The sequence below is a fragment of the Parabacteroides sp. AF39-10AC genome (assembly GCF_003635405.1).
Classification (GTDB): Bacteria; Bacteroidota; Bacteroidia; order Bacteroidales; family Tannerellaceae; genus Parabacteroides; species Parabacteroides distasonis.
This window is the reverse complement of the sequence record NZ_QTLP01000004.1, coordinates 102,094-128,101: the sequence shown is the minus strand read 5'-3', so window position 1 is coordinate 128,101 and position 26,008 is coordinate 102,094. Positions and strand designations below refer to the sequence as shown.

The 26,008-nt window shown below is 43.2% G+C and carries 20 protein-coding genes; 12 read left to right on the top strand and 8 right to left on the bottom strand.

Annotation, left to right across the window (positions count from 1 at the left end):
* Nucleotides 1-14: 14 nt before the first annotated feature.
* The gene (locus DW033_RS05090) at nt 15-2,393 is read right to left on the bottom strand and encodes an outer membrane beta-barrel protein (protein ID WP_057326929.1); all 2,379 of its coding nucleotides are present in this window, start codon (nt 2,391-2,393) and stop codon (nt 15-17) included.
* A gap of 4 nt (nt 2,394-2,397) precedes the next feature.
* Nucleotides 2,398-2,769 (bottom strand): DUF2141 domain-containing protein, encoded by a 372-nt coding sequence (locus DW033_RS05085; protein WP_005864733.1) that lies wholly within the window; start codon nt 2,767-2,769, stop codon nt 2,398-2,400.
* 334 nt (nt 2,770-3,103) lie between these two features.
* Here DW033_RS05085 and DW033_RS05080 point away from each other — a divergent pair, with 334 nt between their 5' ends.
* Nucleotides 3,104-3,631, top strand: a complete 528-nt coding sequence (locus DW033_RS05080) for an O-acetyl-ADP-ribose deacetylase (RefSeq protein WP_005854629.1) — start codon at nt 3,104-3,106, stop codon at nt 3,629-3,631.
* Here the strand turns inward: DW033_RS05080 and DW033_RS05075 are convergent.
* Nucleotides 3,612-4,271 (bottom strand): DUF5715 family protein, encoded by a 660-nt coding sequence (locus DW033_RS05075; RefSeq protein ID WP_008773450.1) that lies wholly within the window; start codon nt 4,269-4,271, stop codon nt 3,612-3,614. The genes DW033_RS05080 and DW033_RS05075 overlap by 20 nt on opposite strands.
* A gap of 226 nt (nt 4,272-4,497) precedes the next feature.
* On the opposite strand from DW033_RS05075, the gene DW033_RS05070 reads away from it, so the two are divergent.
* From DW033_RS05070 to DW033_RS05055, 4 genes are read left to right on the top strand one after another with little or no spacing between them, the layout of a single operon-like run.
* On the top strand, nt 4,498-5,490 hold the full coding sequence (locus tag DW033_RS05070; RefSeq protein WP_005854625.1) for a PhoH family protein: 993 nt from the start codon (nt 4,498-4,500) through the stop codon (nt 5,488-5,490).
* A gap of 11 nt (nt 5,491-5,501) precedes the next feature.
* On the top strand, nt 5,502-6,452 hold the full coding sequence (locus tag DW033_RS05065) for a phosphoribosylaminoimidazolesuccinocarboxamide synthase (protein ID WP_005864727.1): 951 nt from the start codon (nt 5,502-5,504) through the stop codon (nt 6,450-6,452).
* Nucleotides 6,453-6,462: 10 nt separating this feature from the next.
* Nucleotides 6,463-7,206 carry a bifunctional demethylmenaquinone methyltransferase/2-methoxy-6-polyprenyl-1,4-benzoquinol methylase UbiE gene (gene ubiE, locus DW033_RS05060; protein WP_008773451.1) on the top strand — a complete coding sequence of 248 codons (744 nt, stop codon included), beginning with the start codon at nt 6,463-6,465 and terminating at the stop codon, nt 7,204-7,206.
* Nucleotides 7,207-7,220: 14 nt separating this feature from the next.
* A complete protein-coding gene (locus tag DW033_RS05055) occupies nt 7,221-7,964 on the top strand; it encodes a shikimate dehydrogenase (protein WP_005854619.1) in 744 nt (247 codons plus the stop codon).
* A gap of 109 nt (nt 7,965-8,073) precedes the next feature.
* Here the strand turns inward: DW033_RS05055 and DW033_RS05050 are convergent, their stop codons facing one another.
* Genes DW033_RS05050 through mutY form a run of 5 tightly spaced genes read right to left on the bottom strand, consistent with a single transcriptional unit; the run spans nt 8,074 to nt 12,296 of the window.
* Nucleotides 8,074-8,691, bottom strand: a complete 618-nt coding sequence (locus tag DW033_RS05050; protein ID WP_005864721.1) for a 4'-phosphopantetheinyl transferase superfamily protein — start codon at nt 8,689-8,691, stop codon at nt 8,074-8,076.
* A gap of 1 nt (nt 8,692) precedes the next feature.
* Complete coding sequence (locus DW033_RS05045; RefSeq protein ID WP_121772326.1) at nt 8,693-9,274, bottom strand: gliding motility protein GldD; 582 nt, start codon at nt 9,272-9,274, stop codon at nt 8,693-8,695.
* Between the two features lie 6 nt (nt 9,275-9,280).
* On the bottom strand, nt 9,281-10,633 hold the full coding sequence (gene gldE / locus DW033_RS05040; protein ID WP_008773452.1) for a gliding motility-associated protein GldE: 1,353 nt from the start codon (nt 10,631-10,633) through the stop codon (nt 9,281-9,283).
* A gap of 25 nt (nt 10,634-10,658) precedes the next feature.
* Nucleotides 10,659-11,168 (bottom strand): single-stranded DNA-binding protein, encoded by a 510-nt coding sequence (locus DW033_RS05035; protein WP_005864715.1) that lies wholly within the window; start codon nt 11,166-11,168, stop codon nt 10,659-10,661.
* 48 nt (nt 11,169-11,216) lie between these two features.
* A complete protein-coding gene (gene mutY / locus DW033_RS05030; protein ID WP_005864713.1) occupies nt 11,217-12,296 on the bottom strand; it encodes an A/G-specific adenine glycosylase in 1,080 nt (359 codons plus the stop codon).
* 189 nt (nt 12,297-12,485) lie between these two features.
* Here mutY and DW033_RS05025 point away from each other — a divergent pair, with 189 nt between their 5' ends.
* The 7 genes from DW033_RS05025 (at nt 12,486) to DW033_RS04990 (ending at nt 26,008) form a co-directional block, all read left to right on the top strand.
* A complete protein-coding gene (locus DW033_RS05025) occupies nt 12,486-12,758 on the top strand; it encodes an HU family DNA-binding protein (RefSeq protein ID WP_005854607.1) in 273 nt (90 codons plus the stop codon).
* A gap of 224 nt (nt 12,759-12,982) precedes the next feature.
* Nucleotides 12,983-14,560, top strand: a complete 1,578-nt coding sequence (locus tag DW033_RS05020; protein WP_005864710.1) for an Rne/Rng family ribonuclease — start codon at nt 12,983-12,985, stop codon at nt 14,558-14,560.
* Between the two features lie 201 nt (nt 14,561-14,761).
* Nucleotides 14,762-16,693 (top strand): molecular chaperone DnaK, encoded by a 1,932-nt coding sequence (dnaK, locus tag DW033_RS05015; RefSeq protein ID WP_005864708.1) that lies wholly within the window; start codon nt 14,762-14,764, stop codon nt 16,691-16,693.
* A 209-nt stretch (nt 16,694-16,902) separates the two neighbouring features.
* The gene (locus DW033_RS05005; RefSeq protein ID WP_005936676.1) at nt 16,903-17,463 is read left to right on the top strand and encodes a helix-turn-helix domain-containing protein; all 561 of its coding nucleotides are present in this window, start codon (nt 16,903-16,905) and stop codon (nt 17,461-17,463) included.
* Nucleotides 17,460-18,713: a site-specific integrase gene (locus DW033_RS05000; protein ID WP_005936674.1), complete on the top strand. Its 1,254-nt coding sequence runs from the start codon at nt 17,460-17,462 to the stop codon at nt 18,711-18,713. The genes DW033_RS05005 and DW033_RS05000 overlap by 4 nt, the downstream gene beginning before the upstream one ends.
* A gap of 130 nt (nt 18,714-18,843) precedes the next feature.
* Nucleotides 18,844-19,080, top strand: a complete 237-nt coding sequence (locus tag DW033_RS04995) for a helix-turn-helix transcriptional regulator (RefSeq protein WP_005936672.1) — start codon at nt 18,844-18,846, stop codon at nt 19,078-19,080.
* A gap of 19 nt (nt 19,081-19,099) precedes the next feature.
* Entirely contained in the window at nt 19,100-26,008 is a 6,909-nt protein-coding gene (locus DW033_RS04990; RefSeq protein ID WP_005936670.1) for a sacsin N-terminal ATP-binding-like domain-containing protein, read from the top strand.

Below are 26,008 nucleotides of genomic sequence, written 5' to 3'. Positions count from 1 at the left end.
GTATTTATTTTATGTTATTTTTCATTCAGGCGACTCCGTTCGGAACCGGAACCTATCTCAATCTTACTCTTCCTTACTTTCTTTCCGCTATTGAAATTCCATGTCAACGCAACCTTAAAGACCCTTCCAGTAAGTCCGTTTTCATAACGGGATGATGTTCGATAAACATCCAACGTACTGGCGTACTCATTGGCTTGGTTAAAGATATTATCGACTGAAACTGCCAACAATAGCTTATCATTCAAGAGTTTCTTCCTCGCCATTACTCCAACCGTATGCCGGGGGGCGACCTCGCTATTACCGGAATATAGCTGGCTCGTTCCACTATACCGGGCCTCCACCGTAAAACCTGCCGGCAACGTAAAGGTAGCGATCACATTGGCAAACCCTAAATAATGAGACAAGAAAGAAGACAATTCCGTCATCCGGATATCCTGCCGTACGCCTATGAAATTCCCTGTCAAGTTACACCAAGTAAAGGGTTGATACGGCAAGCTGACCGCTACAAACCAATGGTTTTCCCGATCGTGATTTTCATACGTGATATAGGATACATCGGGATTCGCCACATCTTGTTTACAGAACTCCCGGATCAAGTCGTGGTGCAAGTTTCCTCCTACAGTCACCGTATAACGATAATTATAAACCAACGTTACACTGAAACGATTGATATAAGTAGGACGCAGATAGGGATTCCCGATCTGGTAGCTATAGTCCGAACTCTGTATACGATTCGGATTCAAGGTATAGAACGGAGGACGTTCGATATTACGAGCATATTGCCCGACCAGCATCCATCTCTTGATGGGATCGAACGCATAGGTCACGTTCAAGTTCGGAAAAAGATCCAGATAATCCCGACTAAAATCCTCACTTCTATCCGACGTCTTGGAATATTCCGCACGTACCCCCGCAGCAAACGACCAGTTCTTGATCTCCGCAGAGAAAGAGGCGTAAGCTCCTACTATATTTTCATTATATCTCAAGGTATATCCATATTCCTCATTTGGAATCCAGCTACCACTAGAGGTTACCCCCTCATACAAGGAATGATCATCCATCAATGTATAGGCATATTTGGTCCCGATTTTCAAAGACATTTTTTCACGCAAATTCTTTTGGAAAGAAATATCGGTTGTCGCCATATCATAATCCGCCGCCGCATGACTCCGGTAAACCGTGTCATAGCTCCAACTAGACTGTTCATAACAGATCGTATGGAAATTATCCCCGGTTGATCGCTTACTTACGTAATCGGCTATGACCTTAAATACCGAGCCTCGATCATCCATTTCGCGTAAGTAATTGACCGTAGCGGAAAACGTGTTATAATCATCCTTCTGTCGATAATTCCCCGTACTCTTCATAGGATAAGAGTTCTTTACTAAATCCGTTTGACTCCAAGATGTTCCATCCGAAGCTTGATTGATATATTCGATCTCAGCTCCGACACTATTCAGCGAATCGATCTCGAAAATAGCCCCGACACGTCCATTCCCATATTTGGAATCCGTATCATACAAAGATTGAGACACAAACTTATTCCCCACCGTTCCGTATTCCCTGTTGGAGTTCATCTCTCCTTTATCCCGGGGAGTAAAAGTACCCGATACCGCTCCATTCAAGCTCCATTTCCCGACACGTGCATTTACGGACGCCGATGGAATATACCCTTGTAAAGATGGAGACAATGACGTACCTAAAGATACATATCCTTGCATACCGTTATCCGGACGTCGCCGCAATGAGATCTTGATCACTCCACCCTTAGTTGAGGCCTCATACTCAACTCCCGCGATCGGTATTACCTCAATCCTTTTTATATCCTCCGATTTCAAAGACCGCAAATAAGCCAGTAGTTCCTCTCCCGTTAAACGAATCTCACGATCATCCACAAACACCTTCGTTCCTTGCGCCCCGTTTATCGAGATAGTTTCATCCGAGAGCCAGACACCCGGTGCCTGTGACAATAATTCCGTACCATCCTTTCCGGCAGATGGCATGACCGACATGATAAAGCGGTCCGCCTTCCGCTCGATATTCTTCGCTTGAACAACGACTTCCCTCAGAACATGGTTCGATAGATCTAGAATCAAGGAATCCCGCCGTTTTATCGGCAAGATCAGCTCTTTCCGTAAAGGCTCGTATCCGAGGCATTGAACAACAAGCCTATACTTCCCAGCCTCCGCCTCCATGCTAAAATCGCCATCACTATTGGCCACGGTACCCTCTACCTGTTTTTCTCCCGATAAAAGCACAGCGGTCGCATATTCCACGGCATTTCCCTCCGCATCGGAAACATGGGCTTTATAAACCGTTTGTCCCGAGATCTTTTGGGCACTACTCCCGCCTATCGCCAAAATCCAGAGCCATAGTAGTAAAAACCGTACCATGGCTCTATTGATTTACCGGATAATACAGTTTTAATTTGAAAGTCGCTTCCTCATCCTTCACCTCGCAACTTTTCAACACATATCCTTCCGCAGGCCCTTTTCCTTCCAGCATATCCATTTGCCAATTCTCGTTCTCGTCATGGAATACGGACAGATCAAACTTTTCCCAATCCACGTTTTCCAGCCGGATCGTAACCTTTCCTTTCTCAGACTTCGCCATGCCATAAACAGGCTTGGTATCTTTTCCTGACTGAGCCATAACTAGGATATTCCCATGGTTATCACGTATATTTCCAATCTCTACAATAATAGTACGTGCCTCTATGCAACCACATACCAACATGAATAAAGATAATATGAATAAAACTCGTCTCATTTTAGTATCCTCCTCTTAATTATTATCACTGTTACTGCAAACAAGTTTATTTTATAAACCATCCATGGATAAAAAAATGCAAAGGAGCTGCGCATCACTCTTTGCACATCACAAATATAGATAAGTTTATTTTATAAACCAAATAATATTATAAAATATTCCAATAAAAATTTGACTCTGCAAAATACAGCCAAAATCCCCCACTAACCCTCCTAGAAAACACGTACATGCTTTCAAAACAACTATTTTAAGTTTGAAACAAAGCAACTTTTTCGCTATATTGCGCACATTTAGAATATATATGAACAGGACCAACATACAAATAACTAAAGATATGAACGAACGAATAATTGCTATACAAGCAGATATTACGACATTGGATGTAGACGCCATCGTAAATGCCGCGAACAATAGCTTATTGGGAGGTGGCGGCGTAGACGGTGCCATCCATTGGGCCGCCGGTCCGGAACTCCTTGACGAATGCCGGACTTTACAAGGATGCCCGACCGGAGAGGCGAAGATAACGAAAGGTTATCGATTGAAAGCCCGTCATGTCATACACACCGTCGGTCCCATCTACCGAAACGGACAACACGGAGAGCCGGAGCTACTGGAAAATTGTTATCGAAACTCCTTGCGATTGGCGAAAGAGAACAGACTGAGAACAATCGCTTTCCCATCAATAAGCACCGGCGTATATGGCTATCCTATCGAGGAGGCGGCACGGATAGCGATCCGCACGATCGATACCTTCCTAAAAGAGAATCCGGAAATCCAGCAAGTCACGATGTGCTGTTTCTCCGGATACGACAAATCGGTTTATACGAAAGCGCTGGAACAAATTACAACTCACGAGCCGTAATGTGGAAACACCCTTGCTTGCGTTCGTGCTTGATATAGCAACGATCCGCCCTGCGCAAATCACGAAGCACGGAGGCAAGCACCATTTTCAAGCGGTCCTTATCAATATTTAAGGTATCTTTCTCATCTATCTTAGTATAGCGTACCCATGATACATCGAACGTAGTTCCGTATTGGTGGGCAGAGTTGAGAGAAGAGTTCGTATTCCTTTTTCTCAATTTCTTGACATCGGCAACCGTACGGGTTACACTGGTTACCTTTATTTTATAGATGGAAGCATTCAAGTTTTTCAATGAGTCTTGGAAGTTTTTCCCGATATCCTCCAGCAGATTAGCGGCTTCCGGCACCAAATACGGAATAGAGTGCGTCAACTCCTCTACCTCGTAATAGTCATTCGTCTTGATCTCCACCATATCCCGGGAGGCGTGCTCCGCTCCTTCCCTCGAAGAGACAGGCTCTATGCCGATCTTCTTCGCAACGGACAAATGAACGTCATTCAAATCATTAAAATCACGATTATAGCTTCCATTGTACCAAATCTTCTTCAATTCACCTCTTTTCTCCTTACAAGAAGAAAAAGCCGTCGCCGACACGATCACGACCAGCAACAACATCACATTAAACACAGTCTTCATCTTCATTTCCTTCGTTTTGCCTGACAAACATACGGAAAAATCCGAAATTCCCCCTTAACTCCAATTAGTTTTTCTCTAAATGGTAGACGAACGGCTGAAAGATGTGTTCCCGTGAAATAAAACTTCTCCCTTTGCATCAATGGATAAAGAATATTACTAATTTTGTAACTTGATTCGAATAATAAAAAATAGCACATCTTTTTGAAGCGTAATTTAATAAAAGGAATAGCGGATGATTGAAAGAATTTATATTCTTGAAAGCGTAGACCCGGTAATTTTCTACGGTGTGAATAACTCTAATATGCAATTGATCAAGACATTGTTTCCGAAATTGCGTATCGTTGCCCGTGGAAATGTGATGAAAGTGATTGGAGATGAAGATGAGTCCGAGCTTTTTCTCAAGAAAATCCGTGAGGTGGAAAAATACTGTGAGGAGTTTAACTCGCTCTCCGAAGACGTGATTCTGGATATTATAAAAGGGAAAGGCCCCACGGTCGTGAAGCAGGAGAACCTGATCATCCACGGCATGAATGGCAAGCCGATTACCGCACGTACCGAGAATCAACAGTTATTGGTAAAGGCTTTCGAGAACAACGATCTGGTTTTCGCCACAGGACCCGCCGGTTCGGGCAAAACATTCGTCGCTATCGCCCTAGCCGTAAAAGCATTAAAGAATAAGGAAGTACGGAAGATCATCTTAAGCCGTCCCGCCGTGGAAGCCGGAGAAAAACTGGGTTTCTTGCCGGGTGAGATGAAGGATAAGCTAGATCCCTATCTGCAACCGCTTTACGATGCCTTGCAGGATATGATACCGGCAGCCAAGCTGAAGGAATATATGGAGAATAACGTGATACAGATCGCCCCGCTAGCGTTTATGCGCGGTCGTACCTTGAACGACGCCGTCATTATATTGGACGAGGCGCAAAACACGACGACGCATCAAATCAAGATGTTCTTGACCCGCTTGGGTATGAACGCCAAGATGATCGTCACCGGAGATGTCACGCAGATAGACCTTCCGCCTTCTACCACGTCCGGATTGATACAGGCCATGCAAATATTGAAGGGCGTAAACGGGATCGGTAAGATCGAGTTCACCAAGAAAGATATTGTCCGGCATAAACTTGTCCAACGAATCGTAGAGGCTTATGATAAGTTCGATGATAAACGGAAGAAAGAGATCAAAGAGGCAAAAGAGAAGAAAACGAATATAGACAACAACTAAAAGTAAGAGTCATGAAGAAGGCATTAGTTAAAACAGACTTCAATTTCCCGCGACAAAAGAGCGTATACCATGGGAAAGTACGCGACGTGTACAACATCAATGACGAGGTATTGGTAATGGTCGCTACAGACCGTATTTCCGCTTTCGATGTTATCTTGCCGGAAGGTATTCCTTACAAGGGACAAATGTTAAACCAGATCGCCGCCAAGTTCCTTGACGCTACGACTGATATTTGTCCGAACTGGAAAATGGCGACTCCGGACCCGATGGTAACGGTTGGCGTTCAATGCCAAGGTTTCCCGGTTGAGATGATCGTACGCGGTTATCTGTGCGGAAGCGCATGGCGTGCTTATAAGAGCGGCGTGCGTGAGATCTGCGGCGTGAAACTACCGGAGGGTATGCGTGAAAACCAACGTTTCCCCGAACCCATCATCACCCCGACCACAAAGGCTGAGATCGGAGAGCATGATCAAGATATCTCTAAAGAGGAGATTCTCGCTAAAGGTTTGGTCTCTAAAGAGGACTACGAGGTTCTTGAGAAATATACGATGGCCTTGTTTAAACGCGGTACCGAGATCGCTAAGGAACGTGGCTTGATCTTGGTTGACACGAAATATGAGTTCGGTCATCGTGACGGCAAGATCTATTTGATCGACGAGATCCATACTCCGGATTCCTCCCGTTATTTCTACTCAGAAGGATACGAGGATCGTTTCGCCAAAGGGGAACCGCAGAAGCAACTTTCCAAGGAGTTCGTCCGCGAATGGTTGATGGAAAATGGCTTCCAAGGTAAATCCGGACAGAAAGTTCCTGAAATGACACCGGAGATCGTAGAAGGAATCAGCAACCGATATATCGAATTGTTCGAGCATATCACAGGGGAGACTTTTGTAAAAGGCGAGACTGATAACTTGCTGAACCGCATCGAGAAAAACGTTACCGAATATTTACAGAATAAATAAGATACCGCACATGACACAGTATGGTTCAGAGACAATACTTCCTTATAACAAAGAGGAACAAAAGGGTACGCAAGTCAAACGTATGTTCGACTCGATAGCCGAAACGTATGATCAACTCAACCATACTCTCTCATTTGGTATCGACAAGATATGGCGCAGGAAAGGGATCGCTTTCCTGCGTCCTTTCTCTCCTAAAACGATACTGGATATCGCTACCGGTACCGGAGACTTGGCTATCTCCATGTACAAAAAGCTGCGACCCGACCATATCGTCGGTGCCGACATCTCGTTAGGCATGATGGAAGTGGGACGGAAAAAAGTAGCTGCCGCCGGTTATTCGGAGTATATATCCTTCGAGCAACAGGACTGTACGGCCTTGACCTACGAGGAAAACTCGTTCGATGCCGTAACCGCCGCTTTCGGGGTTCGTAATTTTGAGAACATAGAGCAAGGTATCTCAGAGATGTACCGGGTGCTGAAACCCGGTGGGCATATCATGATCTTGGAACTTTCCACACCGGAACATTTTCCCATGAGACAACTCTACCAGATCTATTCAAAGACCGTCATCCCCTTTATCGGACGTCTACTCTCTAAAGAAAAAGTCGCGTATAATTATTTGCCGGCTTCCATCAAGGTAGTTCCTCAGGGAAAGGTCATGACGGATTTACTCACCCGCCAAGGCTTCAAGCAGGCCCGTGTACGGACCTTTACCTTCGGGATCTGTTCATTATATACAGGATCTAAAGAATAAACAATAAAAAGGTTATGCAGAAATATGGCTTACTGGGATATCCCCTCGGACATTCGTTTTCTAAAACGTATTTCAACCAGAAGTTTGAGGCGGAGAAGATCGACGCTGAGTACTTGAATTTCGAGATTCCCTCTATCAAGGAGATTAAGAACGTAATCAAAGAAAACCCTGAACTTAACGGTTTAAACGTGACCATTCCTTATAAGGAACAAGTAATCCCATATTTAGACGATTTGGATGACGATGCCCGTCAGATCGGAGCGGTAAATGTCATCAAGTTCACAAAAGGTCTTTTCGGCAAACTTAAACTGAAAGGATATAACTCGGATATTATCGGATTCAAGCAATCGATTGATCCTTTATTGAAAGAAACGCACCGGAAAGCGTTGATCCTTGGTACGGGAGGGGCGTCGAAGGCAGTCTTCCACGGACTGAAACAGCTAGGCGTTGGTGCCACGCTGGTTTCTCGCAAACCGAAAGAATTTTGTATCACGTACGATGAGATTACTCCGAAAACCATGGAGCAATATACGGTGATCGTAAACACGACTCCCTTAGGTATGTTCCCGAATATAGACTCATGTCCGGATATCCCGTACGATTTACTTACGCCGAATCATCTATTGTATGATTTACTTTACAATCCGGATGAGACCCTTTTCATGAAGAAAGGAAAAGAAAAAGGCGCCGTCGTGAAAAATGGTCTGGAAATGCTTCTATTACAGGCTTTCGCCGCTTGGGAGATCTGGCAGAAATAGATCGAACGATATCTTTCCAACCACATGATTTGATGAAGCTAGCTTCGTGAGCCAATGAAGTTAGCTTCGTTAGTCAATGAAGTTAACTTCACAAGCGTATGAAGTTAACTTACTTCAACCAAGTCAATACATAGTCCGGTGTAACTTGATATGCCAACTCATATTCCCGACATGCCTCGGTCCGGGTTTCTCGTCCCTTAAACGTCCCACTCGATAAATAAGGAAAAGGATTCACGTGAAGATGCTTTTGAAAGTCCACTCCTTCCTGCCCGATTATCTTGAACAAGGTTTCTTTGGCGCACCAATGGATTAATAGATGCTCGACCTCATGCTCCAGATCGATACCCGCCTCTTCCTCCGGATTCATAAAGCGACTTCGTATTTTCAAGATCCGGTCCGAACGATACTCGATATCGATCCCTGTCGGACGCTTATCCAAGATTACCGCCACATAATCTTTCGTATGAGATATACTTATATATAAAGGTACGCACGCGAGGAACGGGGCACCCGTAGAATGATAGTCAACCCTTACCTCCTCTCCTAAAAGCTCTTTTAAAAGCACCCGGCTGGCGAAACGTTCCTGCCTCCGCTTCTCTGCCGATACCCGCTCCAAAAAAGAAGAATAGTCCGCTTTATGCTCAAGCATCCCCAAAAGCTCATCAGAACTTTCTTCCATTTTCCAGACTCCATGCAGCGGCGAGAGTTGTTTATATAGCAAGGCCATATTATTCTTTCCAACTAAAAGTTTGTATAAGTTCTATGATATCTTCCCGGATATATTGGATAGCGGGAGCTAATGAATCCGCATTGGGTTTACAGTCAAAATACAAGGCTCCCCGGAAGAAATTCGATACACTATCTGTCAACAGGAATTGTATGGGAGAAGCCGATTCTCCATCCAGAAGAAACAGTGAGCCATAAACGTTTGCGGCAGGGTTGGAATACGCTTTCTCCGATATCCGACTCTCCGACTTTATTTGGCGGGCGACGAAAGAGCGGCTTTCCGTCTCCACCGTCACCAAGGACGCGGGAGTAATTGGCAAATAGCTGCAATAAAGCTTAGCCTCTAACTCCGGATACGAGATATTCAAGCCCGTAACACCCTTCTTTTGATCCGGCACCTCTATGACCGCAGTCTGAGAGACATCAAAATTAAAAGGCAGGTAACTGAGATCAAGCGGTTTATATTGTGCCTTCGAAGGTTCGATACGAACATAGCCCCGTGGCTTCGGCGTATATTCCACACACGAAATACAGCATATCCCTAAAAACAGAGAACCTCCTATGACAGCAGCTATCCATTTCATAAACATTTACTTCGTATCTTTCCCATTCTCATCATTCCCTGTACCTTCAGGGATACGGTTAAATTTAACCTTTAATATCCTCCTGTTATCCACTTCCAGCACTTGGAAACGATATTCCTTAAAATCTATAATCTCCCTACGGCGTGGAAAATCCCCTTTTATCTCCAACAAAAGACCGGCCAAAGTTTCCACTTCTTCCGTCAATTTACCAAAATCTGAGGGATCGGCATCGATAACCCGGAAGAAATCCGTCAATAATATCTTTGCCTCAAAGATCAAGCTACCGTCTGCTAAACGGATGAATTGTTGCTCATCCTCATCATACTCATCGGAGATCTCTCCGACAATTTCCTCTAGGATATCTTCCATCGTCACGATACCGGAGGTACCGCCAAACTCATCGACCACGATCGCCATATGAATTTTATTGGTACGGAACTCTTCCAGCAAATCATCGATCTTCTTGGTTTCCGGCACGAAATAGGCCGGTCGGATCAAACTCTGCCAACGGAATGTATCGGGCTTGTCAATATAGGGCAATAAGTCCTTGATATATAAGATACCTTTTATATTATCCTCAGTCTCGGAATATACCGGAATACGCGAATAGCCGGATTTGATAATAAAATCAACCACCTCACGGAAACTGATCTTGATCTCGATATCTTCCATATCCAGACGAGGAGTCATGATCTCATCAGCGGTCTTATTATAAAACTTGATAATCTCCGCCAGCATCTCCTTCTCCTCCGGGATCTCGGTAGAGGTTAGCTCTAACGCTTTAGAAAGCTCATCTACAGAGATATCATATTTCTTTTTCGCTAACGCTTTATTGATGACCGATGTGGAATTAACCAAGATTTTCGAGAATGGGCGGCAGAAGCGTTCCAAACCACTTAATACAGAGGCTGAAAAACGAACAAAACGCAAAGAATTCTTCTGTGCGTAAATCTTAGGCATGATCTCCCCAAAAAGTAAAAGCAAGAAAGTCAGTAGAATCGTCTCAAGCACAAAGCCTAGAAGAGGAGCGGCCGAGAAATTAATCCAAGCGTTAATCGCATAGGTACACAACATAACGACCGCCACATTTACGAAATTATTAGCGATCAATATAGATGCCAATAGATACTCCGAACGTTCAAGGAGACGTTTGATAACAGGATCTGCCGGGCGATTCTCTTCCCCGATCTCATTTAGGTCGCCCGGGGTTAGAGAAAAGAATGCCACTTCAGAGGCCGACACGAAGCCGGAAACAAACAGCAGTAAAAAAGCGAGGCTTAATGCGATCACAGGACCCGCTGTCAGCGCCTGCACCGTTACGTTTTCAAATAAGCCCGATAAATAATAGTCCGAGTCCAAGGGAAACAGTATTAGTTAAACAATATCAGAACGGGAGATCATCCGCGTCACTGGATTCTGAGAATGCGCTAGGCTGCGAGGCGGCTGGCTGTTGATAAGCGGTATTTGGCGCCGTAGTCGGTTGAGCCGATTGTCCTTGCCCCACATTGGGCTGCATACTACCGCCTTGTGCAGTCGTATTTCCACCATCGGCCGGACGGGAACCCGTACTGTAAAACTCGATACGATCCGCATGGATCTCCGTAACATATCGTTTCACGCCGCTTTGGTCATCATAATTACGAGTACGAATCTTGCCTTCCACATATACACCGGAACCTTTACGTACCCATTTTTCCACGAAAGGAACCAAATCCCGACGAACTACGATATTATGCCACTCCGTACGTTCCGGAACCACCGTTCCATTTGCCAACGTATACCCACGTTCCGAGGTTGCCAGCGGGAAATTAGCGACAGCGGCACCACTGTCAAAATAGCGAACGTCAGGATCTTTGCCTACGTTGCCGATCAATATAACCTTATTCAATGACATAATTCAAATTCTTAATAACCATACAAAGAAACACAAATTCAATCATTCTCACAAGTTTCCGTTTAATTTCTCTAAATAAATATGTATCAGCCGGGGAACGGCATACTTCTCAATATCCCGGCAAGGCAAAGAGAGATAATTCCCCAAGGATTCCGGAACCAGCTCTATCTCTATTTGATAGAAAGAAGCGTATAAAATTTGATGGGAGAGCGTATGCTTTACATTCGATAACCCTTGGGTGATACTCAATTTTCCAGCATCTCCCAATAGGTTACGGAAGGCTTGCGTCTCACACAAACCGGAAAAATCCATCGCATGATCCGTCTCGATCAAAGGAAATTCATACAAGCCGGTCCAGATATCCTTCCCCGCCCGTCTGTTCATCCAAGTTTGTCCTTTATATATAATGTATAGATAGTGGAAATAACGATCCCTTGTCTTCGTCTTATTTTGTTTCACCGGATAAGCTTGCACATTGCCGGAAGCGAACGCCATGCATTTATCTTTTAGCGGGCACACCCCGCAGTCCGGGTTTTGAGGAACACATTGCAAAGCACCCAATTCCATGATCGCCTGATTATGCGTCCCTGCGTTCTTAGGGTCCAAGATCATTCCGGCCAGTTCCGCGAATTGCTTTTTACCCTTCGTGGTGTCGATCGGCGTATCTACGGCAAACAAACGGGAAAGTACCCGGTACACATTTCCATCCACGACCGGACACGGTTGGTTCCAAGCAAAGGAGACGATCGCCGCCGCCGTATACTCCCCGATACCTTTCAAGGATAATACCTCTTTATAATTCTCCGGGAAAACCCCGTTAAACCGCTCCATGATAGATTTAGCCGCCGCATGTAAGTTACGAGCCCGGCTATAATACCCCAAGCCCTGCCAATATTTCAGCACCTCATCCTCTTCCGCCGCCGCTAGAGATGCCACATCCGGGAAACGTTCGGTGAAACGCAAAAAATACTCCAATCCCTGTACAACCCGGGTTTGTTGCAATATAATCTCCGATATCCAGATGATATAAGGGTCTCTCGTTTCCCTCCAAGGAAGCTCTCTTTTATAGGTTTCATACCACTCAACCAATATCCGGCTGATTTCTAACTCACTTTCATACTGTAACATAACTGCTCCCTTTCTCTCTTTTCAACATCATAACTATTTGATTACCGCAAACATACATATATATTACGAATCGAGAAGAATCTTTTTATTTAAAAATTGAAGCTCAATTCTTTTTCCACTTAAATAAAAAGCTATATATTTGCATTCCAAAAAATTAATAGGTCAAAATCAATTAATTAATTTATAGACATGACTAAAGCAGATATTGTTAGCGAGATTTCAAAAAGCACTGGTATCGACAAACAGACAGTGCTAGCAAGCGTTGAGTCCTTCATGGATATCGTAAAAAGTTCTTTAGCCCAAGGCGAAAACGTTTACTTGAGAGGTTTCGGAAGTTTCGTTATTAAGAAGAGAGCTCAAAAGACAGCTCGTAATATTTCAAAAAATACTACGATCATCATCCCGGAACACAACATTCCGTCATTCAAGCCGGCTAAGACTTTTATTGGTGAAGTTAAGTAATTAATTATTATACGTTTAATTTAAAATTTTAAAGCGATGCCTAGCGGAAAGAAAAGAAAAAGACATAAAATGTCTACGCACAAGCGCAAAAAGAGACTGAAGAAGAATAGACATAAGAAGAAATAAGTCTATCTAACGAACTCTAAAGAACAAACTTAATAAGTGACCTTTTAAGTTTGTTCTTTGCGTATTTTATAAGGTCTGATCTTAAAAACACATCTTAAGTGATTAGTGAATTAGTAGTTGATGTACAGCCCAAAGAGGTATCTATCGCCGTCTTGGAGGACAAGAGCCTTGTGGAGCTCCAAAAGGAGGCCCGCAACGTCTCGTTCGCCGTTGGTGATATCTATCTAGGTAAGGTTAAGAAACTGATGCCGGGCTTAAACGCTGCGTTCATTGATGTCGGTTACAAAAAGGATGCGTTTCTTCACTATTTGGACTTAGGTCCTAACTTCAACACCCAACAGAAATATTTAAAGCAATTGCTGAGCGATCCCAAAAAGGCGCCGGTACTGTCGAAAACTCAGATTCTACCGGAGATCGAAAAGAACGGGAGTATTAGCGACGTGCTGAAAGTAGGACAAGAGGTGTTGGTTCAAATTGCTAAAGAGCCTATCTCGACGAAAGGTCCCCGATTGACTTCCGAGCTTTCTTTTGCCGGAAGATATATCGTGCTGATACCGTTCGCCGATAAAGTATCTGTCTCCACCAAAATTAAATCAAGCGAGGAACGGGCTCGTTTGCGCCAGTTAATCCAAAGTATCAAACCGAAGAATTTCAGTGTTATCGTACGGACATCCTCGGAGGGCAAACGTGTCGCAGAGCTTGATCATGAACTAAAGACATTGGTGAAACGATGGGAAGATAATATCGTGAAGGTGCCTAAACTCAAAGCTCCGGCTATCGTTTATGAAGAAACGGCACGTACCGTAGCTTTACTTCGGGATATATTCAACCCCTCTTTCCAAAATATTTATGTAAATGACAAGGAGGTCTACAATAATGTCCGCGACTATGTAAGCTTGATCGCACCGGGACGGGAAGAAATCGTACAGTTATATACGGGAGAGCTTCCTATCTTTGACAACTTTGCGGTCACCAAGCAAATCAAGTCGCTATTCGGACGAACTGTCACTTACAAGAGTGGAGCTTACTTGATTATCGAGCACACGGAAGCTATGCACGTTATCGACGTGAACAGCGGGAACCGTTCCAAAGGCAGCGATGCTCAAGAGAAGACAGCTATCGACGTAAATATAGCCGCCGCCGATGAGATCGCCCGTCAGCTCCGCTTACGAGACATGGGAGGTATCATCGTTATAGACTTTATCGATATGGCAGAGGCTGCCAACCGGCAAAAGCTATTTGAACACATGACAAAGGCAATGGCAAATGACCGGGCTAAACACAACATCCTTCCTCTTAGTAAGTTTGGCTTGATGCAGATTACCCGTCAGCGGGTACGTCCGGCAATGGACGTGGATACGTCAGAAGACTGCCCATCCTGTTTCGGAACAGGAACGGTTAAGCCTTCCATCCTGTTTACCGACAGCCTGGAAGAAAAAATAGATTGCTTAGTAAACAAACATCACGTGAAGAAATTCACCCTGCATGTACATCCGTATGTCGCAGCGTATGTGAACAAGGGGTTGTTCCCCTTGAGCATGAAGTGGAAAATGAAGTACACACATGGTTTAAAAGTTATTCCCAATCAAAGTCTCGCCTTTCTTGAATACAAATTCTTTGATGCCGACAAGAATGAGCTTGACATGAAAGAAGAAAAGGAAATAATCAACAAATAACAAGAGAAGCCCCGGGCCTATTAAAGCGGTTCCGGGGCTTTCTGTATTCTGCCAAACCGTCAAAATGTCACGATTCATGACACGTATTATTTATTTTCAAACCCAAACTTCTTTGGCACGGCATTTGTTGAATACTATGTGAATCCTTTAAACAAGGAGGATGACGGACGATGAATAATAACAATTAAAATATTTACAATCATGGGAAAGATTATTGGAATCGACTTAGGAACAACCAACTCTTGTGTTGCCGTATTGGAAGGTAACGAACCGGTTGTTATCGCGAACAGCGAAGGTAAAAGAACAACACCTTCAATCGTAGCTTTCGTAGAAGGCGGCGAGCGTAAGGTAGGTGATCCCGCAAAACGTCAGGCTATCACCAATCCTGAAAAGACTATATTCTCTATCAAACGTTTCATGGGTGAAACTTATGACCAAGTACAAAAGGAAATCAATCGCGTTCCTTATAAAGTAGTGCGTGGTGATAACAACACTCCTCGTGTAGATATCGAAGGACGTTTGTATACTCCGCAGGAAATCTCAGCGATGATCCTGCAGAAAATGAAAAAGACAGCTGAGGATTATTTGGGACAGGAAGTAACGGAAGCCGTTATCACAGTACCTGCTTACTTTAGTGACGCTCAACGTCAGGCTACGAAAGAGGCTGGTGAGATCGCAGGTTTAACCGTACGCCGTATCGTAAACGAACCGACTGCCGCTTCTTTAGCTTATGGTTTGGATAAGACGAACAAAGACATGAAGATCGCCGTATTCGACTTAGGTGGTGGTACATTCGATATCTCCATCCTTGAGTTAGGTGACGGCGTATTCGAGGTAAAATCAACAAACGGTGATACTCACCTAGGTGGTGATGACTTCGACCACGTAATCATCGACTGGTTGGCTGAAGAATTCGAACGAGAGGAAGGCGTAGACTTACGTAAAGACCCGATGGCTTTACAACGTTTAAAAGAAGCTGCCGAGAAAGCGAAGATCGAGTTGTCAAGTACGACTAGCACGGAGATCAACTTGCCGTATATCATGCCGGTAAACGGTATTCCAAAGCACTTGGTTAAGACTTTGACTCGTGCTAAATTCGAACAATTGGCTGACGGTCTGATCCAAGCATGTATCGAACCGTGCCGTCAATCCTTGAAAGACGCAGGTTTATCAACTTCTGATATCGACGAAGTGATCTTGGTAGGTGGTTCTACTCGTATCCCGGCTGTACAGGCTATCGTTGAGAAATTCTTCGGTAAAGCTCCGTCTAAGGGCGTTAACCCGGATGAAGTAGTAGCCGTAGGCGCAGCGATCCAAGGTGGTGTATTGACAGGTGAGGTTAAAGACGTATTGCTGTTGGATGTTACTCCGCTGTCTTTAGGTATTGAGACAATGGGTGGTGTAATGACTAAATTGATCGAGTCTAACACGACCATCCCGACCAAGAAGTCCGAGACATTTACGACTGCCGTAGACAATCAGCCTTCTGTTGAGATCCACATCTTGCAAGGTGAGCGTTCTTTGGCTAAAGACAACAAGTCTATCGGCCGTTTCCACCTAGATGGAATACCTGCCGCACAACGTGGTGTCCCTCAGATCGAGGTTACATTCGATATCGACGCCAATGGTATCTTGAACGTATCCGCCAAGGATAAAGGAACCGGTAAAGTACAAAGTATCCGTATCGAGGCTTCCAGCGGTTTGAGCGATGATGAGGTTAAGCGTATGAAAGAAGAGGCTGCCGCAAACGCAGAGGCCGATAAGAAAGAGAAAGAGCGTATCGATAAATTGAATCAAGCGGATAGCATGATCTTCCAGACCGAGAAACAATTGAAAGATCTTGGCGACAAGCTTCCGGCAGACAAGAAAGCTCCGATCGAAGGTGCCTTGAACAAATTGAAAGAAGCTCATAAGGCTCAGGATATCGCAGGTATCGATGCTGCTATGGCAGAATTGAACAGCGTATTCCAAGCAGCTAGCCAAGAAATGTACAACGCTCAAGGTGGCGGCGCTCAAGGCGGCCCGCAAGCAGATCCTAACTTCGGTGGTCAACAAGCTGGCGGTAACGCAGGTAGCAGCAACAACAGCAAAGACGGTAACGTTACGGACGTTGACTTTGAGGAAGTGAAGTAAGTATCGGTAAACAACGATAACTAACGATAGAGAAGTAGGGTGTAGCTCAATGAGTTACACCCTACTTTATTTTTAACACTTTCTGATGGATTTGCTTGTTTCTCGGATTTTTATTGTATATTTGTACCATATTTGTGCCGCGATAAGAAAGTCGGAAATCTGCGACAAAATATAAACGGATTGAATACAAACAAGTAAAAATCAGCATTATGCCAGCAGCAAAGTTCGAGATAAAGCGCAAATGCCAGGTGTGTGGTCAGGAGTTCATCGCCAAGACCATAGAATCGTGGTATTGCTCCAAACGCTGTTCCAACATTGCCTATAAGCGCAGGAAAGACGAAGAGAAGCGGAATCAGCGATTGGATGAAATTGTAAAGAGCATCCCGAAGCACCAAGATTACATCAAGGTGTCGGAAGCTTATGCCATGTTCGGCATCAGCAAAGATACGCTGTATCGTCTGATACATAAAGGGACTATTTCGCACATAAATCTTGGAACTAACCAAATCCGTGTCAGCAAAGAAGAACTGCTGAAACTCTATCCGCTACGAAAGAAAGCTCTGACAAAACCCAAACCCGTTGCAAAACTATATAGCTTGGAGCCTAAAGACTGTTATACTATCGGCGAAATATCCAAGAAGTTTCATTTAGAAGACAGTACGGTCTATCTACATATCCGTAAATACTCTATCCCTACCCGGCAGATAGGTAACTTCGTTTATGTGCCCAAGAAAGAAATTGATAACCTATATAAAGGGATGAAGCAATGAAGAAAGCGTTGGCCAATACACGAGTTTCAGTAAAACTCCGCAAATCGGAATACCGCGAGGAATGGTACCTGTATGTTGAAGCTTATCCGGTTTTCCAAGCAGACAAACCCACTCCCCAAAGAGTGCGTGAATATCTGAGCCGTACTATAACCACTCCCATATGGGATAAGTCGCGGAATGCCCGAACCGACAAAGACGGCAAGACCACTTATAAGCTAAAGCGTGACTTGAACGGCATCATCCAATGCAAATCTCAATTAGACCAAGAATCGTGTATCTATGCCGACAAGGTGAGGAGCCTGCGCCAAAAGGAATACGATAACGCTTCGCTTTATTCTGAAACGGATGCAGAACAGGCAGAGCAGCTAGAGCGTTCACGTTGCAACTTCATAGACTACTTCGACCATGTGCAACGGTTACGCCACGCCCATAGCTCCGATTCCATTATCATCAACTGGAAGCGTGTACATGAATTGTTGAAAATCTTTGCGAAAGGAGATACCATCCTTTTCTCACAGATTGACTTGAAGCTGATAGAATCATTCCGTATGTTCCTATTGAACGCCCCACAGGGAGGAGGCAAGAAAGGTGTTATCTCGCAAAATACGGCATCCACTTATTTCTCCATATTCAAGGCTGCATTGAAGCAGGCTTTCATTGACGGCTATTTGACGGTTGATATTGGGGCAAAGATCAAGGGTATTCAAGGTCAAGAAAGCCGTAGGGAATACTTGACCATTGAAGAACTGAACCGCTTGGCTCAAACTCCATGCGACCCGTTGTTGAAGCGTGCCGCCCTCTTTTCTGCACTTACCGGGCTTCGTCATTGTGACATTCAAAAGTTGAAGTGGTCAGAGATAGAGGTATTCAATGGTGGTTACCGTTTGAACTTTACTCAGCAAAAGACCAAAGGCGTTGAGTATATGCCTATATCCGAACAAGCATTTCAATTATGTGGTGAAAGGAAGGACGGCGAACAATTAGTTTTTGGCGGACTGCCAGACCCGTCATGGATTAACCGTCCGATAAAGAAATGGGTTGCAGAAGCCGGAATAACGAAGCACATCACCTACCATTGTTTTAGGCACTCGTATGCAACCCTGCAACTCGCCGGAGGAACAGACATTTATACTGTTAGCAAAATGCTTGGTCATACGAATGTCCGTACAACTCAAGTGTATGCAAAGGTTGTTGATGCTAAAAAGGAAGAGGCTACCAAGACGATTAAGCTTGATTTACCGTATTATTGACTATAATTTTATATTCTAAATCAAATTATTAGGTAAATACGTAAATAGTTTTATGTCACAATAAAATATATTGTTGTTTTTCGAAATAATTTTGCATCTTTGAAGGTATAAGACAATAGAGTGTAATTATATGGCAACAAATAAAAACATTAATCGTATCAAAGTAGTTCTCGTAGAAAAGAAGAAAACGAACAAGTGGCTTGCTGACCAAATAGGTAAAGATCAGGCTACAGTGAGCAAATGGTGTACTAACACAACTCAACCCACTCTTGAAACTCTAGTAGAAACTGCAAGAATACTTGAAGTTGATATTCGGGAGTTGCTCGTACCTACAGACAATCAGAAAATTATGATGACGATCTTGTAATAACTAAATCTAATAGAATATGGTCAGCAAATCAATAATAGAAAAATTACGTGAGATATATCAATCTTTGCCTAAGGTTGAACTGGTTGACAAGGGTGATGGATGGGTGAACCAGTATGATTTCTTACGTGCTGTTGGAAAAGTAGGTATCAATTATAAGAATCTGGGGTACGATCATTTCTATGAATTTTTAACAGATTCTGGATTGTTTTCATTCTGGACAGATTTCTCGGGAGAAAAACCTATAAGGTATGTAATTGAAAAAGCTAAGCCAAAATCTCACGAAGAGCAAAGAAGACCACAATACAATCGTGCAGCAACCCAATACGTAGATTCCGAGGAGGTCGTTAAAATCAAACGCAGATTGCGTCTTGAGAACAATCAGTTTATTGGTCAGTTTGCGCCTCAAAGAAATGAAGGTTGGTTTACGATAACAGATATCCGTAATACTGATTTTACAAAGATTGAAGATAAGGAACGTGGTATAAAGAATCTGTCTATCTCATTCAGAAGCAACAAGGAGTTCAACCGCTATGCATACTACAAGTTCACTTGGGTATTGCTTGAAACCGATCCTCTCAAGTTCGGTATTGACTTGCATGAGGAAATAACACCAATTTACCCCAAAGACATTGTGAGCAGTCTTTACGAGGGCATTATGCGTTACCCTGCAGGTGCTGCAAAGAAGATTGCTCGTTCGCTTGATACTCTCAAAAAGCAACTTACACAAAGCGGTAAGGAAGTATTCATCTATGAGTTGCTGCAGAATGCTAACGACTATCCTCTTCGTACAAAAATTGATGGTAAGATTCAACCTTTGCCTGTTGATGTAGAGTTCCATATTACCGAGAACTACTTAACATTCGAGCATACAGGTGAATATTTCAATCCAAAGAATATTGCAGCTATTTGTGATATAAATGATGGCGAGAAGTCTGACAATACCGAAGCCATCGGCTACAAAGGTATTGGTTTTAAGACCGTTTTCCTTGACAACGACTATGTTCTCCTCAATACTGGTAATTACACATTCAGGTTCGACAAGTCTGCTACGGATGTAATCAATACACCGTGGCAGATATTGCCAATCTGGACGGAACATAATGAGATCGATAATGAAATCAAGTCTGTATTCCGTCAGCATCCTAACGAAGAGTTCAGAGTAAAGTTCGCTCTCCAACCACGAGATAAGGAAATTCTGACCGATGAAGACAGAGATGATAACTACATCGATTTGTTTACCGATGTATTTGAATCAGAGCGCGTCATATTGTTTATCCCGAACATCAAGAAGGTTAGCATCTTTATTGATGGTCAGGATGAACCGATTGTACGTGAGAAAGACAATAAAGACTGGTGTGTATCAGATTCTCTTGTAGATGATATTCCTGAGGATATTACAGATAAGATAAACGATGTCTTGGAAAATCCAGACTCTCTTCGTTCGGATGGTTATGAGAAAATACCTGAGAAGTACATGAACTTCCGTAAGACTGCGGTAAAGTTTGCGTGCAAGAAAGCTGAAAGAAAGTTGACGCCAGTTGATGATGCCATACTTTATTGCTATCTGCCAGCAAAGCGGGCTGATTGGGGCTTCAATTTCCTAATGAATACCGATATGGTGCCCAACGGACAGCGTGATGATATTGAGGATATCGAGCTCAATCACGTTATTGCTCGTATTGCAGGTAAACAGTTCTTTTATTGGATCAAGCAGCTTATTGAAAGCAAAAAATACGACCTTGACTCTATCTTTGCACTTATCCCAGACTTTGATGAGTGCAAGAAGAGACGCGTGTATAAGACGTTTATAGAGGAGTTCCAGGAAGAATTTGAAAAGTTCATAAAAGAAGAGCCTTTTGTTCCATGCGTGGATAAGGATGGTGAACAAACCTTTGAATGCATCGACAATATTATTAACGACATGACTGGCATGACAGCGAACGGAGTCATTTCAGACGAAGACTTCATAATTCTTATGGAGTTGGGTGACTACTCCTTGCCAGTTGACGAGTTAAGACAATCGGAGGCATTCATGGATTTCTTGTACAAGCATTCTCCTTCGAGCCTTGATGTAAAGGTTGATGCTGTTGTAAAGAAATGTGAGGAAACTGATTTCCAGACATGGTTGACAGTTCCCGAAAACAATACACGATTTATTAGACATTGGTTGAGTGAGGATGAACTAAACGAGTTTGCGAAGAAAAATATATTTATTGAATACGAAGGCGATTTGTTTACAGCAGGAAGTCTCTACTATGATTTTGACACGAATTGTAATGGAATAGGATTCTTGCGTAGATTTGTACCGCATCTTTGCGAGGCATCAAGAGCAAATTTTGAGGAAGATGAAAATTGGAAATCATTTGCAGACAAGTATTTCCTGTCTTTCTCTGCTGCGTCTATGATTACAGATTACATTCTATCCAATGAGGATGCTATGGCGTTGCTTAACGTACCAAGCAATTCTGTTGCATTCTATCGTTATCTTGCAGTAAAGGAAGTTGATTTAAAGGCTAACAAGACAAAGGTTCCGTACATTACCGAGGATGGTGGTGCAAGTACCGACTATACCAATTATCACTACTTCTTCAACGAAGAAGCTCATGGCTTAATACGTGAGAAATGGTTGGGCGAGAATCTTATCAACGTACTATCGCATATCTATTTTGACAGCCTGGCTGATGACGAGAAAGATAATATAACTGCAATATTTACTAACCTTGGATTCAACGAATTTACCAAGGACTCCTTCATCACGACTGTCATAGTTGGCGATGCCGATTTCCGAGCAAAAGTAAACGCTGCCATAGAAAACAATTATGCCGCCAACAAAGCATTTGTTGAATATGTGTATGGTTGTGAAGCGCAGTTGAAGGAAAACGTTTTCAAGGATTATGTCTTGCGTTGTGTTGACATCCACAAAAATGAGGTATATCTTTGCAACGATGACGTGCGATACTTCAATCAGGATGCGTATGCTCAGAACAGCACCTATGCTGACAATATCAATCATGCTTGGTTGCAGGATAGCATGATGTATGCTCTATCGAATGATTACTTTGAAGGTCGTGAGAAGGAAGAGGTAAAGAAACTGGAATCGTTCTTGCGTCAGCAGTTTGGCGTTAAGACCTTCACAGACAAGTCGTTCTTCACAGATGTTGTAATCAAGAATAAGGCGGTTATCTATGCCGGTCTTGTTGACGAGGCAACTATGCTCACATTCTTGGAGTACCTGAAGCGTGACGCAGACAGACTCTTTGATGATACTATGAGTTTCAACGACATCAAGGATATGCCTTTACTTGCCTATGACGGAACCATAGTAAGAGCAAGGGAACTGAATATCCAGTATATCGAATACAACGAGGACGCAAAGATTCTGTGCGAGAAAGCATGGTGTCCGAAGATGTATGTTGTGCTCTCACAGAAATATACCGATGATTTCTCTCAGGATATGCGTCAGCTGTTCAAGATTGTGAAGTTTGACATCAATACCACAACTGACATTCTTGCTCAGAACGCAAACTTGCGTCAATCGGTTAATGTTATAAACAATAACGTTGATTTCTGGCGATGGGTAAAGGTAAACCAGAAGCAAATTGCATCTGTTGATAAGTTTAAGACTATTCCGTTACTTGACAATAACAACGCGCTTATCAATTGTGTATCACTTTACATTTCTGACACCTATCAGCAAGAACAAATTGAGGCGCTGGTAACTAAGTATGTAAAGGAGGCGCAGTTTGTGTCTTCGTCTTACATCGAAACCGCCAATGAGAACGAGAAGTCAGAATGGATGAAATTGTTCAGGAAACTCGGTCTTAAGTCCGATAACAAGGATATTCTTTTCTCAGACATCTTGCCTAAGCTTTCAACTATTGAAGTAGAGTCTTTGGATTCTGTTGTAGCGATGATGACCAAGCACCTTAAAGACCTGAAGGATAAATGGGCAGAAAGGAAATACCAAATTATGCAGTTGAGAGTTCGCACTCAATATGCTGGTTATAAGACTCTAGATCAGGTAATAATCGTCAATATGGATGAGGATTCTGTATCTGAGCCATTCAAGTACATCACTCTTGCCAACGAGGTTCATCCCGATATTCTAAAGGCAAATAAGGACTTGCTTCATGCTATCTCTGAAGAGTACGGTAATCGCAATCTCATTACCACAAAGCAAATGTGGATTGACGCAAAGGTTAAGGATTATCTTGCAAAGTTTACTGCCGATGAGAATAGCGTTGCAGACATTCACATTCAGTTTGTACGTGAAGTAGTCAAGATACAGAGTGAGTATGACATAAATGACACACTTCGTAAGCAGATAAAGTATCTGGTCAAGTCGAATGAAACGACATACAAGCTTGCTCATGAGCTGACACTTGGAACAGAATATTCTCCAACGTGCGACTTTGAGGCAAATGGTGTGGCTGAATTGTCGTATCTTTCAGACACTTACATCTTCGAAGGCAACAAGGATATCATCAAACAATATTTCAAGGCGGAGAACGTGCATCAGAATATGACGCGAGAGGACTTGAAGTATCTCGCAAACCGCACATTTGCTTGTTATTTCTGGTCGAAATGTTTCTCTCGTCGCTTGGTCGAATATGAATCCTGGGTAGAAGATGGATGTTTCAATAACCGCGTGTGCATACCAACAGAGAATTCTGTTCAAAAGCCGGAGTTGTTGTATACACCTCACATAGCTGGTTATGCTGTTCGTGCCAAGGTACCTCAATGGCAAGAGAAGGTTCCTTGCAAAGCTATTGTTGACTCTATTGACAATCGTGATGCTCGTGAATTATTTGAGAAGATCAACTTCTGTAAAGCTCTCTCTTTTGAAGATTGCCTTTATTACCTTGCTCGTGTTACGCATCCAAGAGAGGAAGAAACTAATTTCCGCAGTATAGTGATTAATTGGATGCTGTCTTCGCCTATTCAAGATGAGACTTTGGTTGACAACTATCGTAAAACGCCAACTGCAGAATGGCGTAATGGTAAGGGGCAGAAGAAGCATATTACGGAACTTTATGCTATCCATCCAGATGCGACACAGGAAAGGAATATCTTCCGTGGCGATGAGTTTGTTATGCAGACAAGTGCTTTCCCTTATGATACAGATTCGTTTGTCAAGGTCTGCAACATGCTGAAGATAAAATGTCTGACAAGTTCTGATTTTGTGGCAACACCTATAGGCAAACAAGATGAAACAGCTGATATGGTTGCCATACTCAGACCTCGTCTGCTTATCTTGTCGGCTATCGAGAACCCAGATCGATTCCAAGAACTCTACGAACGTTATAATACAAAGCTGTCGCAGTATCATTTTGTTGTATGTGAAAAAATAGACCTCGGTTATGACACTATACATAATGATGTGGAGCGTATCTATAACGATGACAACCACCTTTATTATGTAAGCTCATGGAAGCATAATCGTACCTTTACAAAGTTCTGTAGTAGATTGAAGCGACTGGTAGGTTTTGACGTGTATGATAATGTATGTGAAGACGTTCTTGATGATAGCGTTTCTGTAGAAGCGTGCATCGAAAAGTATTGCTCTTCACTTGCATACGATGAAAAGTTCCGCGCTTATCTCAGATCGTTGGATTTGACCATCAACGTTGAGCCAGAGGAAGAAGAACCTATCGAAACAGAAAACGATTACTATAGCAATGCTACGAATGAACCAACAGATTCTGCTACTGAAGCAACTACAGAGACATCAACAGAAAATCAGCATGTTGACGATACGAAAACTATTCGCGAGGATGACAAGCCTGGTGCACCAAATAAAGATGTAACGTCAAGACCTGTTAACGAACTTGAAGTTGGGGAAGAATCAGAGACATCACCAAAAGAACCTATTCAAACCGCATCGCAGCAGTCAACTTCTGACTCTCGTCCACAACAGCAGTCGCAACAAACTGAATCACTAGTTGGTCAAGCAACGTCATCTACAGCAGAGGAAGAGCCAGAAAATGACCTTGGTCAGTATGACACATATGAACAGGTTGATGAAGAGGATATTGAAGACTACGATGACACAGATGAAACAGACGATGTAGAAGCTGACGTTGATGAAGATGTTGACACAACGGATAATGCCAGCACAACGTCTTCTAATACTCATATGTCTAACACGTCTCACGCTTCATCAAACAAGCCTCATAAGGATTATGATCCTGACAGTAATGGGTACATGGGATCTGTTGATAAGGACAAGAATTATCAACCTGTTGGTGACAGACCTTACAAACCTCGTACACGTAAGCATCCGAAGATTTTCACCAAAAAGGAATTAGAACGCCTTCGCTCACATGGAACGCCTCTTGAACTGGAATCATTACCACCAACGAGGGAGGAAATAGACCTCTTAGCTCAATGTAACATCAAGCCAGAGCAGATTGCCGACACCAACTATCTTGCTCAGTTGCGTCTGTACCAGAACCTCAGAAATGAGATGCACGCAGAGCCTGAGGAAACAATGGAAGAGTTCGTGCGTAATGCGAGTGATGTAACTGTACACAAACTTAAAGATGGCAGATACATTCATGCTTGTAGTGCTGCTCGTGGCGTGATGTATATTTCTCCTTCTGTATGGAATAAGATGGTTGATGACAAGTGGAAGATTTGCGTTTATCTTGATGGACAAGGCAAGAACTTCCATTACATTAACAACGCCGAGGAATTCCTGAAACTCGTAGAAAAAGACGATGTTGTTATCAAGATTACCGGCAAGGAGAAGGTTGATGTAGTAAGGGCTCTTTATACAGGCATACTTGAAGATGCCAAAGGTACTGCATACACCTTGATTCGTGTGGCTGCTCGTACAAATATGGATGCCGTATTCGCTCACTATGTTGGTGCTATGGCAGAAGCGGAAGATGGTAACGATGATTACAACGATAACGACTATTGA